10 protein-coding genes are annotated in these 17,658 nt (G+C 53.4%); 7 read left to right on the top strand and 3 right to left on the bottom strand.

What is annotated here, in order from left to right:
- Positions 1-24: 24 nt before the first annotated feature.
- Positions 25-912: a tRNA glutamyl-Q(34) synthetase GluQRS gene (gene gluQRS, locus Pla22_RS00915; RefSeq protein ID WP_146512909.1), complete on the top strand. Its 888-nt coding sequence runs from the start codon at positions 25-27 to the stop codon at positions 910-912.
- Here the strand turns inward: gluQRS and Pla22_RS00910 are convergent.
- Both Pla22_RS00910 and Pla22_RS00905 read right to left on the bottom strand, forming a co-directional pair.
- Positions 909-2,498, bottom strand: a complete 1,590-nt coding sequence (locus Pla22_RS00910) for an aldehyde dehydrogenase (NADP(+)) (protein WP_146512908.1) — start codon at positions 2,496-2,498, stop codon at positions 909-911. The two genes, gluQRS and Pla22_RS00910, sit on opposite strands and share 4 nt — an antisense overlap.
- A 105-nt stretch (positions 2,499-2,603) precedes the next feature.
- A complete protein-coding gene (locus tag Pla22_RS00905; protein ID WP_146512907.1) occupies positions 2,604-3,452 on the bottom strand; it encodes a fumarylacetoacetate hydrolase family protein in 849 nt (282 codons plus the stop codon).
- A gap of 89 nt (positions 3,453-3,541) precedes the next feature.
- Here Pla22_RS00905 and Pla22_RS00900 point away from each other — a divergent pair, with 89 nt between their 5' ends.
- From Pla22_RS00900 to Pla22_RS00890, 3 genes are all read left to right on the top strand, one after another.
- The gene (locus Pla22_RS00900; RefSeq protein ID WP_242631723.1) at positions 3,542-7,282 is read left to right on the top strand and encodes an FG-GAP repeat domain-containing protein; all 3,741 of its coding nucleotides are present in this window, start codon (positions 3,542-3,544) and stop codon (positions 7,280-7,282) included.
- A 118-nt stretch (positions 7,283-7,400) separates the two neighbouring features.
- The gene (locus tag Pla22_RS00895) at positions 7,401-10,238 is read left to right on the top strand and encodes a multiheme c-type cytochrome (RefSeq protein ID WP_146512906.1); all 2,838 of its coding nucleotides are present in this window, start codon (positions 7,401-7,403) and stop codon (positions 10,236-10,238) included.
- Positions 10,239-10,296: 58 nt separating this feature from the next.
- On the top strand, positions 10,297-12,165 hold the full coding sequence (locus Pla22_RS00890) for a CRTAC1 family protein (protein ID WP_146512905.1): 1,869 nt from the start codon (positions 10,297-10,299) through the stop codon (positions 12,163-12,165).
- Between the two features lie 8 nt (positions 12,166-12,173).
- On the opposite strand, the gene Pla22_RS00885 is transcribed toward Pla22_RS00890, so the two are convergent.
- The gene (locus Pla22_RS00885; protein ID WP_146512904.1) at positions 12,174-14,408 is read right to left on the bottom strand and encodes a mechanosensitive ion channel domain-containing protein; all 2,235 of its coding nucleotides are present in this window, start codon (positions 14,406-14,408) and stop codon (positions 12,174-12,176) included.
- 183 nt (positions 14,409-14,591) lie between these two features.
- Here Pla22_RS00885 and Pla22_RS00880 point away from each other — a divergent pair, with 183 nt between their 5' ends.
- The 3 genes from Pla22_RS00880 (at position 14,592) to Pla22_RS00870 (ending at position 17,559) form a co-directional block, all read left to right on the top strand.
- Positions 14,592-15,284: an orotidine 5'-phosphate decarboxylase / HUMPS family protein gene (locus tag Pla22_RS00880; RefSeq protein ID WP_146512903.1), complete on the top strand. Its 693-nt coding sequence runs from the start codon at positions 14,592-14,594 to the stop codon at positions 15,282-15,284.
- A gap of 124 nt (positions 15,285-15,408) precedes the next feature.
- Positions 15,409-16,434 carry a zinc-binding dehydrogenase gene (locus Pla22_RS00875; protein ID WP_146512902.1) on the top strand — a complete coding sequence of 342 codons (1,026 nt, stop codon included), beginning with the start codon at positions 15,409-15,411 and terminating at the stop codon, positions 16,432-16,434.
- 297 nt (positions 16,435-16,731) lie between these two features.
- On the top strand, positions 16,732-17,559 hold the full coding sequence (locus tag Pla22_RS00870; RefSeq protein WP_242631721.1) for a sugar phosphate isomerase/epimerase family protein: 828 nt from the start codon (positions 16,732-16,734) through the stop codon (positions 17,557-17,559).
- Positions 17,560-17,658 lie beyond the last annotated feature (99 nt).

The following is a 17,658-nucleotide window of genomic DNA, read 5'->3' as shown; positions in this document are numbered from 1 at the left end:
ACCCTATTCGATCATTGGTTTCCGATGAGTGCTGGAAGGCTCGCTCCATCACCTACCGGCGCTCAACATCTTGGCAATGCAAGGACTTTCCTGATTGCGTTTTGGGCGGCTCGGTCGACTGGCAAAAGGTTAGTTCTGCGAATCGAAGACGTTGATTCACCCCGAGTGAAGCCTTGGGCGATTGAGCAAGCGATTGAGGACCTTGCATGGTTGGGGATCGACTGGGACGAAGGGCCAGTGATCCAAACGCAGCGACTGAAGCTGTATGAGAACGCACTCGATCGATTGATTAACGGAGACCTGGTCTATCCTTGCACCTGCACTCGCAAGGACATCGAAGAGGCTGGCTCGGCACCCCATTTCGATCATGAGCCCGCCATTTACCCAGGAACCTGCTCTGGCTGGAGGAATGGCGATCCGATGCCCGATCAAGGTGCGTTTTGCTGGCGGTTCCGATTGGCGGACCATACGGTTGAATTTGATGATTTGGTTCTGGGGAAAAACCGATGTGTTCCCGCAGAAGATCTCGGCGACTTTCCTGTCACGCAAAAAAACGGCAGTCCGTCGTACCAATTGGCGGTGGTGGTCGACGACGCAGAAATGGGAATCACGGAAGTGGTTCGAGGCGACGACTTGGTTGCCAGCACATACCGACAGCTCGAACTTTTTCACGCCCTTGGATATCAGGCACCAACGTTCGCCCACGTTCCCCTGGTGGTCGGCACCGACGGACGCCGCTTGGCCAAGCGGCACGGCGACAGTCGCCTGAGTCACTACCGCGAAACAGGCATCAAACCGGAAGTCATCGTCGACTGGGCAATGCAAACGAGCGGACTCGATCCCGCAAGTTTCGATTGGTCAGACATGAACCGATCGCCGGTGATCGTCGATCGGTTCCCGCCTCCGGCTTAGCCGAGATCGCTGGTGGTCCAGGTTCCATCGACCAATCGCCAGGTTTCGCCGGTCGGGTTCTTGTCTTGTAGGACGACGGGGAGACGGCTTGCGCGAACGTTATCGAAGCTGGTGAGCTTGGCGAATCGCAAGAGTGATCCGGGAACGCCTACGGCGGTGAATCCGGGGTGCCCGGTCGCTGGATAGGGGCCGCCGTGATTCATCGCCGCACTAACGGCCACGCCCGTGGGCATCTTGTCGTTAAGGATACGGCCGACTTTCGGAGTCAGTTCAAATGCGACCGAGTCATAGGTGTCTTCGTCTCCGGATGCTGCTGAATAAATACATCCGGTCAGGTTTCCTTCAAGATTGGCAATCACTTCGCAGAGTTGTTTGACACTATCAGCGGTCACGATCAGCGATGCATTGCCAAACGCTTCCGTCTGGAAACCTTCGGGGTTGGACAGGAAGTCTTGGGCCGATGCGGTTAGCAACGTGTTCGAGTATGCACACCGCCCTGATTCCGGTTCGCCACCACCGGTAACCACTTTCGCTCCGAACTCCGTAAGTTTGGTGACGCTCGATGACAGACTCTTGGCAACTGCGGGCGACAGCAAGGTCCCCGCTGCGGATGAACTGAACTTTTCAGCCACTTCGCTGACGAACTTTTCGCTGTTGGCATCTTTGACCAGAAGCACGAGTCCGGGGTTGGTGCAGAATTGACCCGTTCCCATCAACACACTTGTCGCAAATTCGCCAACAATATCGTCGAACCTTTCAGCCAGCGCACCTGGTGTGATCACCACAGGATTCACGCTTGATAGTTCCAAGTAGATGGGCTTGCCCGCTTTGTCAGCCGCAGCCTTTAGCGTCAGGCCCGCGCCTCGTGAACCCGTATAGCCGGTCGCGCCGACACGGTGATCCGAGACAAGTTTTTCGCCATCGGCGTGACTGGTGCGATAGATCAGTTGCACGGTGGCGAGCGGTAAGCCGGTTTCCTTGAGCGCCTCGATGGCTTGCTCGGCGAATAGACGGGTGGTTTCCGGGTGAGAGCTATTGGCTTTGCCGATCACGGGATTTCCGGCTGCAATGGCAGCCGCAAAATCGCCGCCGGAAACACTTCCAAAAGCGAACGGAAAGTTATTGGGGCCGAACACGCAAACGGGACCGAGCTGTTCATACATGCTGCGGATGCCGGCTTTGGTATCGATCGTTGGCATGCACCAATTGCCCGTACGGCACGCCGCAGCGGCGGCGCGAAGTTGGTTGCTCGTTCGAGGCAGCTCAACATCGGCTAGCCGTGGACTCTTGCCCAATCCAGTTTCGCTAAAAGCGGCCTCGACCAATGCATCCTTGGCATCATCGATCCGATCCGCGTATCTTTCCAAAAACTCAGCGATCTTAGCGGCCGGCAGCTTGCGAAGTTGACGAGCGGCATCCGCAGCGGCATCAAGTGCTTCGTCGCAATCCTTCCACGAACTGACCGGAAACTCAGCTTCAAGTTTGGTGTTGCTGTTGGGATCGGTCGCTTGAAAAGTGCTAGCGACATCGGCATCACGCCAAGTGCCATTGATGAGAACAGGTCGAGTGGTTGCGGTGGCAGTCATATTGAATTTTGAATTAGGGAGAAGTCGGTGAGGTGGGATCGGGGAAGCCGAAATAGGATGCTTGCGACGCAAATCAACTCCCCGGTGGGGTATCAAGCAGGCTGGCTACTTCTGGATGACGGTATTGGACAATGTGCCAACGCCGCCGATCGTGATGTCAATCACATCGCCTCGTTCAAGCGTGAAATCGCTCGAGGGGACGATGCCGGTTCCCGTCATTAAAAACGCGCCGCCAGGAAACGTCATGTCTCGGCCCAGCCATCCCACAAGGTCGTCAAACGAACGAGCCATTTCCGAAGCCGCCGTTTGTTGATTGAATACAGTCTTGCCGTTGCGTGCTATTTTCAATTCGACGGTGATTTTAGATGCAGGCGGTAGTTCATTGTACAACGTGATCCAAGGCCCCAGACCCGCCGATTGGTCGTAGCACTTAGCTTGAGGCAGGTAGAGCGGGTTCTCGCCTTCGATGTCCCGAGACGACATGTCGTTGCCTACGGTCAGCCCGACGATTTTTAGCTCGGGCGATAGGACTAAGGTCACCTCGGGTTCAGGGACATTCCACGTTGCGTCCTCGCGAATCCGCAGTGGTTGACCATGTCCACTAACCCGATACGCAGGGGCTTTGAAGAATAACTCTGGGCGGTCGGCTTGATAAACCCGGTCGTAGCACGAAGCTGCGGCCTCGGATTCTTCCATGCGAGCGGTTTGGCTGCGTTTGTACGTGACGCCGGCTGCCCAGACCTCCTGGTTGTCGATCGGCGGCAGCAGCTTCACATCCGACAAAGCGATAGGGTCATCACAGGCTAGGGAATTTACCGTCGCGATTGGATTTTCAGTCGCCAGGATCTCAGCCAAGCTGCCAAGGTTGCCCAGTTGCAGTGGGAATACTTGGTCGTCGTCGACACGGCATACACGAACCGAGTCGGAAGCATCAAGGAATTTTGTTACGTTCATAGACGGTAGAATATCGCGAAAGCGACTGGTCCGAAATAAGCCTTCGACCTAACGATCACGGCTTCTCGTCTGTAAGTGATGTGAATCAATTGAATAAGAAATTTTGGCTTGCCGTTTTTGCGGCAATTATTGCCATCGCGATCGCGGCGATGGTCTTCTTGCCCCAGCGGCTCGATAACCCTGTTTTGCCGGTGGATGGCGGTGGACCGGCCGGGGGAAGCGATAGTACCGGCGAGATGCTCTCGTTGACGAGGACGGCACTCGCGGCGACCGAGAATTTAGAAGTCGTAGAGGCAGATACATCGTGGCAGCAACTCTATGTCGCGTCGCCTTCGGACGTCTCCATCGCCAAGAACCGGGCGCTCAACCGCGTTCTTTGGGTCGATACGTTGGCTGGCAAAGCAACGAATGCATCGCTCGATGATGCCGCTAAGAAAGCGGCACGATCCGAATTGCCCGACGCGATTGAGGCCGCGCGGACGGCGATCGATCAATACGCCAACCTCGTTGAGAATAGTGTGTTGGCAATATGGTTAAGGACCAGGATCGACATGCACGAGGCTTCGTTAATTCCGTCCATGACTAAATCGATGCGACGGGAGATTTTCGATGAGCTGTCGACGCTTGTTCAGGGCGACATGAAAGACGATCCCGCGTCTGCGATGCTCGGTGGTTCGCTAATCACACTGCTTGAACAAATGGAAGATCCCGTCGATGGTCTTCCTCGCGCCATTATTGCTGACGCGAGCAATTCAGTCGGAGCACTATCAGACGCCCATGACGACAATTTGTTCTTCGCACTTAAGGCAGCACGCCTAAAGATTGAAACTGAGCAAACGGACGCAGTTCCCTACGTGAAGCGAGTTCAAGAATTGACGCGAGCGATTGAGCCGTCGGTGGCATCGGAAACGCGTAAGCTAGGCCTGACGCCCGAGCAACTTGTTGACAACATCACGGAAGCTGTCGCGAACGGCGAATTCAGCGAAGCCGATAATCGAATGCTGTTGTGGTTCAACGTGCTCAATAGCAGTGAAATCGTAAAAACCGATCGGCGTCGCGCATCGCCTCACCCGTTGGATTTGTTGTCCTTCGACTCGCTGCGAACACTTTCGACGACGATGGCGGGAAAGTCGCCCATCGAGCGAGCACAACAGTCGCTTGCCTTTGAGTATCGTGAAGTCGATGCCGAAGGTTCAAGCAGCATTCAATCCACCATGCCATTGGATTTTGATCTTGATCTTGACGAAGACCTGGTCGTGATTCGTTCCGACAATCAAGTTGAACTATTGCAGAATGATTCCGAAGGGAATTTCCAGAGAGTCGGCTCCGTCGACGTTGGGTTTTCCCCTGCGGGGATCCTGTTCGCTGATTTGTTTATTGTCGACAGTAGCAGTCCAGAACGTTTGCGTAGTGGGATGGCATCGGTGGCGGGGCGACATGATACATTTATGTCGATGATCGTTTACGGTGAAGCCGGCGTAAAGCTTATTCGTGTCGACGGGCGAAGCGAAGCCACCGAGGAAAGCCGATTGTCGATCATCGACAAGGCGAGCGGTCTCGAAGGTCTATCTGGCGTAACCGCCGCAGTTGCAGGTGACCTGGAAGCCGATGGAGACTTAGACCTAGTGTTTGCAACGGAGTCCGATGGAGTTCGCATGTTTGTCAATCGTGGCAACCGTACGTTCACTGAACTGACGACCCGTGACGATGCATTTGGTCGCGATGATATGGTAACCTCGCTTGCGATTGCCGATGTCGATCGAGATCTTGATTTGGACATGGTCTCGACACACCGAAGTGGAAAAGTTGGGATGATCGAAAACTTACTGCATTTGCAATTTCGAGGACGCGTTCTTGAGCAGGTTGAACCTGTGGAAGGTGCGGATGCGATTTTCGTCGAAGATGTCGATGGAAATGTGTCGTGGGATCTGGTCATCGGCGGAAGAACCGGAATGGCGGTCGTGTTCACGCATACGGCTGACGCAGGCGCATGGACGGTCGATCGAGTGGAGTCCTTGGAAATGGATGCCAGTGGATTGCTGGTTGCCGATTTGGATAACGACTCGTGGTTCGAGGCCACCACGTCGTCGGGGCTGGTTCGCTTGGGACCGTGGGGATGTTACCCCGTTCCCGATTCAAACAATGAGCCGGTCGTTTCATGTATTGCGGACTTCGATGGAGACGGTGGCTTGGATGTCGCGACGACGGATGACGGATTGCAAATTGGTATCAATCGAACCGAGTCGGTCGGCCACTACCTCAACGTTCGTTTCAAAGGCATCGACGATAACGTCTCGGGGCGTGTGAATCATTTTGCTATCGGAAGTGTTTTGGAAATTCGATTTGGCCCGCACTACCGTGCTCGAATAATTAAGTCACCATCGACTCATTTTGGTATCGATGGTTTGGATGCTGCGAGCAGTGTTCGTGCTATCTTGCCGAACGGTTTAACGCAAACGATTCGCGATCCAGCAACAGATCAGATGGTTGAAGAGGAGCAGACGCTGAAGGGGTCGTGCCCTTACCTGTATGCGTGGGATGGTGAAAAGTATGCCTTCGTGACGGACTGCCTTTGGGCCGCGCCGCTAGGGTTGCAGGTTGCCGCAGGTGTTGTCGCGAAGGATCGGCCGTGGGAATACCTAAAGATCGACGGTGCGAACATTCAGCCGCAGGGCGATCACTATCAGTTCAGGATCACAGAAGAATTGTGGGAGGTCGCCTACTTCGATAAGGTCGCGATCCAGGCGGTTGATCATCCAGTCGGCGTTGATATCTGGACCAACGAAAAAGTCGGTCCCGGCGAGATCGCATCGCCAACGGTGTTCGCTTTCCAACGCGAGGATACGTTTGCAGTTCAGTCTGCTGTCGATACCGATGGCAATGACATAACGTCCCAGATCACGGACATTGATCGCAACTTCGTGCAGGGATTCGATCGCCGGCTTCGGCAAGGTCTTTGCCCGCCGCACTGGATTGATTTGGACTTCCGACACGCAAAGCTCGTCGACGGCAAGAAGACCTACTTGGTGTTGACCGGTTGGATTCTGCCGACGGACACTTCGCTGAATATCCAGATCGATCAGAATCCCGACCTCGATCCGATCGAGTTTCCATCCGTTTGGGTACCCGATGCATCCGTGGATGGCGGTTGGCGAAATGCGATACCCTTCACCGGATTTCCGGGCGGTAAGACCAAGACGATCGTGATTGATGTGACTGACGTGCTCAATCCGTTGGACCAACGTCTGCGCGTTCGTACTTCAGCACAAATTTATTGGGACGCTGCAGAACTCGCGGTCGCCAGGGACGACATTGAATTCGTTACCCACGACATGTCGCTTCAGCACGCGGAAGTGACCTTCCATGGTTTTTCAAAACGGATCAAGTCAAGTGATCGAGAACCAGAGGTCTACGATTACAATGAATCGATTGCAGCGTCACGTTGGCCACCGTTACGAGGCAAAATGACAGGGTTGGGCGAATGTACTGACCTGCTTCGGCAATGGGATGATGCAATGGTCGTCATGAGTGCTGGCGATGAGATTCGCTTGCAGTTCACAAAGCCAGAGCAGGACCCACCGCCGGGTTGGGTGCGTGATTTTGTGCTCCACTGCGTGGGCTGGGACAAGGATGCGGACCTGAACACGCTTGCAGGTCAAACGATCGGCCCCCTGCCCTACCGAGAGATGACTCAGTATCCACCATCGGTCACTCAAGCTCGCGAATCGGCGGGTCGAGTTGAATTGAATGCTGTTCATCGGTCAAGGGAACAGTCGTTTCGGCGGTTTTGGTACCGAGAAGCGGTGGCTCCCCCGATGTGGCAGCCTTAGTTTATGCCGATGGTCGATGCGATTTGTATCTCGCGACTAGCGGATAGGTAAAACCTTTTGGACGAATCCGACGTCTTAGTTATAGCTGACTCTTGTTTTTTCTTTGGAAGCCCCATTCATGTCCGTTGCTGAATCCCACGCTGAAACGACTGCGGTCAAGAAAAAGGCTCCCATCCGACCGGTTACGCCGCGGCTACGGATTGTTTTGTACGTCGTGCTGACACTTTTTGGTGTGTTGGCCGCCAACGGTTTGTACCTGACGTCAATCACTTGGCTTCAATACTTTACTGACGCGGTCTATGAGACTCATTTCTACCAATTCATGTTCTTGATCCACCTTGGACTAGGGCTGTTGTTGATCACACCCGTGGTGGGTTTCGGTGTGCTGCACATGATTCGCAGTCGGCACCGTCGAAATCGTCGAGCCGTCAGAATCGGGTACGCACTCTTCGCAATCTCGATCACCATCCTGGTCAGTGGGCTGTTGTTGATGCGAGTGGGTTCGTTCGCGATCACCAGTCCATCGACCCGCAACGTGGTCTACTGGGCCCACATCATTGCTCCGCTAGCGGCGATATGGCTTTACTGGCTGCACCGGTTGGTGGGACCGAGCATCAAATGGCACGTTGGTCGACGTGTATCCATTGCGATCGTTGGATTTGTTGCGTTGATGGTCAGCTTCCAGGCGTCCAACGGCACGGTCAGCCAGGGCATTGCACCGGCGAGTGGTGACAAGTACTTCAAACCGTCGCTCGCAAAAACGGCGACGGGCAAATTCATCGACGAGAAAACGCTCCACAACGACGCGTATTGCCTGCGATGTCATGAAGACATTTACAATTCGGCATTACACAGCGCTCACAAGCTCAGCAGCTTTAATAATCCCGCTTACCGTGCGTCGGTGCGAGAAACACGCAAGGTTGCTACGGAGCGAGCGGGCGATGTTCAGGCGTCTCGATGGTGCGCTGGTTGCCATGACCCGGTGCCATTCTTCGCGGGTAAGTTTGACGATCCCAACTACGACGATGTCAGTGATTCATCCGCGCACGCTGGAATCACATGCACGGTGTGCCATGCAATTCAGTCGGTTGATTCGAACATCGGTAATGCTGACTACACGATCGACGAACCGAAGCACTACCCGTTTGCCTACAGCGACAATTCACTGCTTCAACAGCTCAATTCTTTGATGGTCAAAGCCAAGCCGGCTTATCACAAGCACGAAATGTTAAAGCCATTTCACAAAACAGCGGAATTTTGCAGCACTTGCCATAAGGTGTCGTTGCCGAATGAAGTGACGGACTACAAAGAATTCTTGCGAGGCCAGAATCATTACGACAGCTATTTGCTTTCGGGTGTTTCCGGCCACGGAGCCTCGAGTTTCTATTACCCGCCAAAAGCTCAAACCAATTGCAACGAATGCCACATGCCTGCGATGGCAAGCAATGACTTCGGGGCTCGCTACATGGAAAAGCTCGGTGAACTTGGAGTTCACGATCATGCCTTTCCCAGTGCAAATACAGCGATCGCATATTGGATGGGCGATGATGCCACGGTCGAGGCTCACCGGGCCTACCTGAAGGATACCGTGCGAGTTGATTTGTTCGGAATTCGCGAAGAGGGCACAATCAACGGAAACTTAGTTGCCCCGTTGAGTGATTCAGTCAGCGTCGTGGCTGGAGAAAACTATTTGATCGAAACAGTCCTTCGAACGATGAAGCTTGGACACCACTTCACCCAAGGCACTACCGATTCCAACGAAATTTGGGTCGAACTGACAGCGAAGCAAGGGGATACGATCATTGGCAAAAGCGGTCATCGAGATGATCGCGAAGCGGTTGATTCGTGGGCTCATTTTGTCAATACGTTCATGCTCGATCGAAACGGCAATCGCATCAACCGACGAAACGCCCAGGACATTTTTACGCCGCTCTATACGAATCAGTTTCCACCCGGGGCCGGGCAAACCCTTCACTACCGTCTTGCCATTCCCGAAGGAACCACAGAGCCGATCGAGGTTACTGCGAGATTGCTCTACCGAAAGTTTGATACGGAGTATCTCGACTACATCCGTCGCGACCGCGATCCCGAGCGAGACCTTTTGGATCTAGGACAACCGGGTGACCCGAACGATCTACCCATTGTCGAAATCAGCTCGGATTCGTTGGTGCTAAATATTAGCGATTCGACAACGGCGATTTCCGATTTGGAGGTTGCCGAAAAAGACAGTGACGGTTTCCCCACGTGGCAACGTTGGAATGACTATGGAATTGGGTTGCTGCTAAAGGGGAAAGCCGAGTTGAAGCAAGCTGCCGAGGCATTTCAACACGTCGCCGAACTGGGGCGTTTTGATGGACCGTTGAACCTAGCTCGCGTGCAATTTTCCGAAGGTGACTTAGACGGGGCAACGGAGTCGCTAAGTGTTGCGGCTACGATGGAACCTGCGCCGCCGTCTTGGACGCATTCGTGGCTCAGTGGCATCGTCAACCGACAACAAGGAAACTTGGAAGCTGCCGCTGATTCCTTGCGAGCGGTCTTGCAAACGAAAGTTCCCGAACGTGACTTTGATTTTTCACTGGACTATCGGGTTCGCAATGAACTAGGACTGACGCTAATTGACTTGGCGCAGCGAGCCGACGTGCAAGGCGATGATGAACGTGCGAAGTCACTTATGAACGAGGCCCGCAGCGAACTTCTAAGTGCCTTGGAAGTGGATTCCGAAAACGTGACCGCGCACGCCAACTTGGTCGAAGTCTATGCGTGGTTGGGCGATACGGAAAATGAACAGATTCACCGTAGGCTTCACAGTAAATACAAGCCCGATGACAATGCGGCTGAAGTAGCTCAGCCGGTGGCACGCCGTAAGTACCCGGCTGCCAATCATGCAGCCGAGGCGCTGGTGATCTACGATCTGCAACGTGACGAGTCAACGGCACCGCTTGCCCAATCCCGTTGACGATTGATCCGCTTCGTCGTCCTTTCTGTACAAACCGCCCCTCGTCTTTTTTGCTTCTATGACCTCATCGCCCCCACCCCAAGTTGATTCTGATCCTATTCACGACGAATCTGATGATGCGCAAAACGATGACATTATCGGAAAGGCGTTTCGTGGATCGCTAATCGTGATAATGCTGATGGGGCTTCCGCTGATTGGTTGGTTGGTCTACCTGAACATCAATCGAAAAATCGAGCAGTCGACGGAAGTTGAAGTCACGTTACCCGAGACGCGAAACCTTGACGAGTTTACGCTTCCTCAGGTTGAGTTGGTCAATACGACCGAAGACGCCGGTATTGATTTCGTTCACGAATCTGGTCGTGAAGGTGAGAAGTTGCTTCCCGAAACGATGGGAAGTGGCGTTGCCGTGTTGGACTACAACAATGACGGACACTCGGATTTGTTATTCGTTAATTCGGCACACTGGCCATGGAGCGAGACGAAGAACGAACCCGCCATTTGCAGACTCTATCAAGGCGATGGTAAGTTTGGATTTGATGATGTCACAGCCGATTCCGGTTTAGATATCTCGCTCTACGGGATGGGAGTCGCGGTGGGAGACATCGACAATGATGGTGATAGCGACGTGTTCCTGTCTGCGGTCGGAAAGAATCGACTGCTAAAGAATGATGGTGGCAAGTTCACGGACGTTACTGAACTCGCGGGTGTGGCGGGGACTGACGATGCCTGGAGCACCAGTTGTGGATTCTTTGATTACGACAACGATGGTCTGCTCGATTTGTTCGTTTGTAACTATGTGATGTGGAACCGCGACATTGATTTCTCGCAGAACTTTACGCTTGATGGCGAAAGCCGAGCCTATGGACCTCCGCGTGCGTTTTCGGGGACCTTTTCCTATCTCTATCACAATGAAGGTGATGGGAAATTTAAAGACGTTTCGAAGTCTGCTGGGATTGAAATTCGCAACGATGACACCGACGTTCCCCTTGGCAAGGCAATGGGGTTGGCCCCGGTCGACTTCAACGGTGATGGCTGGATGGACATCGTTGTAGCCAACGACACTGTTCGCAACTTTCTGTTCGAAAACAATAAAGACGGCACGTTCAGCGAAGTTGGGCGTTTGACTGGAATCGCGTTTGATCGTGCGACCGGAAACGCTCGCGGTGCGATGGGAATCGACACGGCAAGATTTCGAGATGACGGAACTTTGGCGATTGGAATTGGAAATTTCGCCAACGAAGCAAGCGCTTTGTACATGGCTCGTCCAGGAAAGAAACAATTTATCGACGCTGCGATGTACACCGGATTTGGTCCGCCAACGCGACAGGGATTGACGTTCGGGTTGTTCTTTTTCGACGTGGACCTGGATGGACGTCTCGACGTATTGGGGGCCAATGGGCACCTGGAAGACGAGATTTCCAAAACACAAGCGACGCAAACGTACGAGCAGGCCCCCCAGTTATTTTGGAACGCAGGAAAGGGATCCAAGAGTGAACTCGTCTTGGCAGACGCCGGCTGTGTCGGCGAGTCTTTCTGCGATCCAATCGTCGGACGCGGTGCTGCTTACGCTGACTTTGATGAGGACGGCGATTTGGATGTCGTGATTTCGACGAGCCATTCCAAACCCGTCCTTCTTCGCAACGACCAGACCACGGGGCACCATTTCTTGCGAATTAACTTGGAGGGGAAGACCTGCAATCGAGACGCGATTGGGGCAACGGTTCGGATCAAGATTGGTGATCGAGAGGTCTGGCGAACGGTCATGCCAACGCGTAGCTATCTGAGCCAATGCGAAAACACGGTGACGTTCGGTTTAGGAGAAACCACCGAGGTCAACGAGGTGATCGTGGACTGGCCGGGCGGCGATTCCGAAACGTTTGCTGTCGAGAAGGTGGACCAAACGATTTCGCTCGTCCAAGGTGGCTGACCAGTCTTTTAACCGGCGTTTTTATAAGCCTTGGAATGTTGCTCGCGAATCATCCGGAATTCCAACGGCTCGCTGGACGACAAGTGTATGTCGCGTTGTGGGAAAGCGATTGAGATACCGTGTTCTCTGAATTTCTGGTCAATGGATAGTCGAACTTGCGTCTCTACTGTCTTTCGCTGGACGACTGATCGAACGTTGATCCAAAAGTTGACTTGGAATTCCAAGGCATTGTCGCCAAATTCGTTGAACCAAACGAATGGCTTGGGTTCGCGGTGGACGTGTTCGTTCTCATCAGCAGCCTCCTGCAACAATTGCATCACAAGGTCGAGTGATGAACCGTAAGCAACTCCGATTTTGATGGACGTTCGAAGACGGTCGTCGGATCGGGTCAGGTTGACGACGTTGTTTTCTAGGAAACGGCTATTGGGAACAATAATGTCGAGGTTGTCACCCGAGCGAATCTGAGTGCTGCGGGCACCAATTTGAATCACGTTGCCATAGGTTCCATCGATCAAGATCAAGTCACCGGTCTTGATGGGCCGCTCGGCCAATAGAATCAAACCACTGATGAAGTTGTTAAGGATGTTTTGGCTTCCGAATCCAACGCCGATCGCGATAGCACCCCCGAGAAATGTGAAGGCGGTCAGGGGGACATTGGCGTATCGAAGTGCCGCCAGCGTGAAGCCTAGCAATAGAGCATAGAAGGTTAGCGATTGAATCGAATTGGCTGCAGCTTCGTCGATTCCCAGTCGAGGCAATCTGTTGCCGAGCAGCCGACTTAAGAAACGTGCAAGGAAATAGCTAAGCACAATGAATAACATGCAGCTTGCCGCACGGCCGACGGTAAGCGACGTATCGTTGACATTGGTGATCTCGTAATTCCAGATCCGTCGTAGGGATCCCCAAGCGTCGCTCATCCATTCCCCAACGCTTCGATTCGGTTCGCCTTCAATTTCGACACGCAGTCGTTCCAAAGCTCGTTTACCGCTATCGATCCCGATGATCGCTCGGGTGTGTAAGTCCGTTTGAGCAATTAGCGATGACGTCGCTCTTTCCATCCAGCGAGTCAATTCGGGTGAATTGGCGGCGCCTTCCTCGGACTGAGTTCCGATCGCAGAGATATTCGCTCTGGTTTCATCAAGCTTTAGCTCTCTCGCCCTTCGTTCTCTGGCAAACTGCTCAATTTGCCGCAGCGTCTCTTCGAGCCAAAGAGTTCGTTCTTGACGTGTGCATTGTCCGTTAGCGAGTCGGAATCGGCGATCCCAGTTGGCACGCATGATGGGAAGGCGTTCGATGCGCTGGTTGTTAACACTCTGTTCAACTTGAATGGTTTTCTGGGCAAGTTGCAGGGATTCGACTTTCTGCAGCATCTCAGCCGTCCGATTGACAGTCGAGTCGAGTTGTTGACGCGCCGACATCCAGCGGCGTTCCGCGTATTGCAACTCAATCTGAAGTTCGTCGGCTTTGCGGTTCAGTTCGACTTCACGTTCGTCGAGTTCTTTGTTCTTCTCTTCGATGATGTCCGTTGAAAAGACAACATGCGGCAGAATCAGTTCACGTTGCCGCAGGTCGATGTCAGCTTCTAGGGATCGCACGGCTTCGCTTGCCTCTTCGATTCCCAATTCTTGACGGCGGAGGACGAGGATCTCTTCCGCTAGGCGTAGTTCGCGAGATGCAATGTTTGTCTTGATGTCGGTCGCGTTCGTTTCGCCGAGTTGACGTAGTGTCTTGGCTCGCGAATCCACATTGAATCGAGCGCGTTCGACCGCTCCCCGTGCAGCGAGTAACGCTTCTTCCAGCGATTCTCGCTTGACCTTTCCGCTAGCGATGGAATCGTTCAGTCGGTCGAGCATCAAGATCGAGTATGGCGGTTCTTCGTTGAGCTTGCCGCTCGAAAGTTTGCTCAGTTGCGTTTCAAGCTCTACCTTCGTCGATTGAAGTTGCTGCATCGTTGCTGTGGCACTTCGTTGCTGAGCGATCGTCACTTCGATCATCTTCAGCAAGTCGATCTCGCTCGGCTCTCCGCTTGCGACGGAAGAGTCCGCCACGTCGGTGTTTTCTTTCTGGGCAATCGCGTTGCGCAGTTCAGACGAAATCGTTTCGTGTTTTGCTTCGGCTTCCGCTTTTGCCGACAGCTTGGGAGCCACTAGCTCAATCGCTGTTTCCTGATCGGCCGCTGATAAGCCCGGCAATGCGAAGAGCTGAAACGCAACCACACAACAGGCACAAAGAATTCGGGGCATCCTGCCAACCTTCGTCGAATCGACGGTTTCATTGAAAAATCAAGCCGCCGGTCCAAATCCATCATCCGGCGCACTGCCTAACGAATATCCTATAGCCCTGGTTTGGTCAACGGTCGATTCTTTGGTAGCAAATCACTAGCCTAGGAATCATCAAGCAATCGTTCTTCATCATTCGGAGTCCCCATGCAGCCGGTCGTTCAGATATCACTAGACTTGACTAACATTGGCGAAGCTATTGAAACGGCGCATATGGCAATTCGTGCTGGCGTGGATTGGTTGGAAGCGGGGACACCATTGATCTTGGCCGAAGGATTGCATGGTGTTAGAGCGCTGCGAGCAGAGTTTCCTGGTGTTCCAATCGTCGCCGACTTGAAGACCATGGACGGTGGATATCTTGAAGCCGAGATGATGGCCGGCGCTGGCGCGACCCACGTTGTGGTCATGGCTCGAGCGCACGAAGAAACGATTCGGTGTGTCGTTAAGGCCGGACGTGACTTCGGCGTGAAAGTCATGGGCGACAACATGGTCTCGCCCAACATGATAGACGGCGCGAAGTGGCTTGAAGATCTTGGTTGCGACTATGTCATCCACCACATTGGCTATGATGAACGTCGCGGCATTGCGGCACGCGGTGAACGAATGCCAAGTCCTCTCGATGATCTGCGGGAAGTTTGCCAAGCCGTCAAAGTTCCTGTTCAAGCCGTAGGAGGGCTAACGCTTGAACAAGCGATTGAATGTCCAAAGTACGGCGCACCCTTGGTCGTGCTCGGCGCTCCGTTGACAATTGACGCTGACTCATTCAAAACCGCCGACGGAAACCTCGAAGCATCGCTGCGGATGATTTGCAACGCTATTCATTCGCAAGGTGCGAATTAGAGCGTGATGATCGACGGGGCGTGGATTCGATTAGCGCTGCCTAATCGTTCTGCTGCTTGATTCGTTTGTCCTGCTGCCAACCTATCCATTTCTCATCCCAGTTTTCTGTGCCTGAAACTCAGCCATGACTGCACCAGCCGTTGTCAATTTTGCTCCTGAAAAGGGCTCCGTGGAAATTCGCGAAATCCAGCGACCGGTGATAGGCCCGGATGATGTACTCCTCGAAGTCGCCAATATCGGTGTATGCGGTAGTGATCTTCATCAATGGACCGCTGATCATTCTTGGCCAGTCAATTATCCGGTAGTTCTCGGGCACGAGTTCGCGGGCGTGATTGCCGAACTTGGTTCGAATGTCGAAGCATGGAAAGAGGGCGATCGAGTGGTCAGCGAAACAGCGGCCGTGATTGATCAAACCAATCCGATGTCGCGGCGCGGACTTTATAATCTTGATCCGACGCGTAAAGGGTTCGGCTACGGCGTTAACGGTGCAATGACTAAGTTCGTGAAGGTTCCTTCTCGAATTTTGCATGCAGTGCCTGACGCGTTGCCGTTTGAACACGCGTGCCTGACGGAACCGTGCTGTGTTGCGTACAACGCAGTGGTCAAGAATGCACGAATCGAACCGGGGGATCGGATCGTGGTGTTGGGGCCTGGCACGATCGGAATCCTATGTGCGGCCATGGCTCGCCTTTGCGGCGCAGAGGTCGCGTTGGTGGGCCTGGATTCCGACCGGCATCGATTGAAAATTGCTAAGCAATATGGGTGCGAAGCCATTGTTGGCGACGCAAAACCATGGGCAATTGAACGAGACGGGCTTGGGTGCGATGGGGTCATCGATGCCGCGGGTGCAAGCGTCACGCTCAAAATTGCGATCGACATAGTGCGACCAGCGGGATGGATATCCAAAGTGGGCTGGGGGCGAGACCCGCTTGGGTTTAGCCTGGATCCGTTGGTTCAAAAGAATGTTACGTTGCAAGGAAGTTTCAGTCACAACTGGCCGATTTGGGAACGTGTCATTGCACTTCTCGCCAGCGGCCAACTCGACGTCAGGCCCATCATTGGCGGTGTGTGGCCCATTACCCAGTGGCAAGAAGCGTTCGAGAAAATGCACAATGGAGAAGTCGTAAAATCAGTTTTGAAACCCCTGTGACCAAAGGCAGTTCACTTCTAGCCAGCTTTGTTCGTTAGCATGTTCGACTTCGTTTTTTGCCATGGCTGCTCCCTATTTCGGCGTGACGTCATTTATCCATCCACCTGCAATCAACGATTGGCGTCTACGTTAAACGACATGTCACAATGTAAGTCCACCGCGAAACCTAGCAGTACCCCCGAGGACGCAAGCCTCGTTGGAATCTACCCACCTTTTCTTTTTTAACTCAGCTTTGTCATGCCAAAACTCGCTGCCTTTCCTAAAGCCTACATGAATGCCCTCTGTAAGGACGGGACGATGGTAGTGTCTGAATGGATTGAGCTTGCTTCGACTCTCGATGTTCAGGGGCTCGAATGGTATGCGGGGTTTCTCGAAATGGCCGATCAGAAAAACTGGGCGCGGTTTCGTGCGGAGGTCGAAGATAATGGGATGGTAATTCCGATGATGTGTTGCTCGCCCGACTTCACTCATCCCGATGCAGCGTTTCGAGACAACGAGATTGCTAAGCAGAAGAAGTGGATTGATATGACGCACGCGCTCGGTGGAAGTTATTGCCGAGTGCTCAGTGGTCAACGTCGTCCAGAACTCTCAACGGATGAGGGCGTCAAGTTGGCGGCTGATTCGATCAAAGCTTGTTTACCCTACGCTCAACAGCATGGCATCACACTCATCATCGAAAATCACTACAAAGATGATTTTTGGGAATACCCCGAGTTCGCTCAAAAGGCTGATGTGTTCTGTCAGCTAGTCGAGTCGATCGAACATCCAAACTTTGGTGTTAATTACGATCCAAGCAACACCTATCTCGCGGGTGAAGATCCCATCGAGTTGCTGAAGCGGGTTTCCAATCGAGTGGTCACGATGCACGCCAGCGATCGTTATTTGAAGGAAGGAACGATCGAAGATTTGCGTCGTGAAGAAGCGGGGGCGACAGGTTATGCCAAGCGACTTAGTCATGGCGAAATTGGTAAGGGACTCAACGATTACGATGCCATCTTCTCGGAACTTGTTCGAGTTGGATTTGACGGATGGATCAGCATCGAAGATGGCGTCGATGGCATGGATCAACTTGCGCGTAGCGTCACTTTCCTAAAACGCAAGATTGCGCAGCACTGGCCTGCTTAAGGATTCGTAGCGATGGAAGGATAATGTGCCACTGGTTGCCGGCACTCAGTTCGCTATTTGAAGTTTTTTGAGCTATTGGATCGGCGTATCCCGGTGAAT

Source organism: Rubripirellula amarantea (assembly GCF_007859865.1).
GTDB classification, from domain to species: domain Bacteria; phylum Planctomycetota; class Planctomycetia; order Pirellulales; family Pirellulaceae; genus Rubripirellula; species Rubripirellula amarantea.
The sequence above is the reverse complement of the archived record's forward strand: the minus strand, read 5'-3'. Positions and strand labels throughout refer to the sequence as shown.

What these genes read in the sequence shown, in the direction of transcription:
- gluQRS (WP_146512909.1), top strand. Translation starts at nt 25, where the DNA reads ATGAGTGCTGGAAGGCTCGCTCCATCACCTACCGGCGCTCAACATCTT.
- Pla22_RS00910 (WP_146512908.1), bottom strand. Translation starts at nt 2,498, where the DNA reads ATGACTGCCACCGCAACCACTCGACCTGTTCTCATCAATGGCACTTGG.
- Pla22_RS00905 (WP_146512907.1), bottom strand. Translation starts at nt 3,452, where the DNA reads ATGAACGTAACAAAATTCCTTGATGCTTCCGACTCGGTTCGTGTATGC.
- Pla22_RS00895 (WP_146512906.1), top strand. Translation starts at nt 7,401, where the DNA reads ATGTCCGTTGCTGAATCCCACGCTGAAACGACTGCGGTCAAGAAAAAG.
- Pla22_RS00890 (WP_146512905.1), top strand. Translation starts at nt 10,297, where the DNA reads ATGACCTCATCGCCCCCACCCCAAGTTGATTCTGATCCTATTCACGAC.
- Pla22_RS00885 (WP_146512904.1), bottom strand. Translation starts at nt 14,408, where the DNA reads ATGCCCCGAATTCTTTGTGCCTGTTGTGTGGTTGCGTTTCAGCTCTTC.
- Pla22_RS00880 (WP_146512903.1), top strand. Translation starts at nt 14,592, where the DNA reads ATGCAGCCGGTCGTTCAGATATCACTAGACTTGACTAACATTGGCGAA.
- Pla22_RS00875 (WP_146512902.1), top strand. Translation starts at nt 15,409, where the DNA reads ATGACTGCACCAGCCGTTGTCAATTTTGCTCCTGAAAAGGGCTCCGTG.
- Pla22_RS00870 (WP_242631721.1), top strand. Translation starts at nt 16,732, where the DNA reads ATGGTAGTGTCTGAATGGATTGAGCTTGCTTCGACTCTCGATGTTCAG.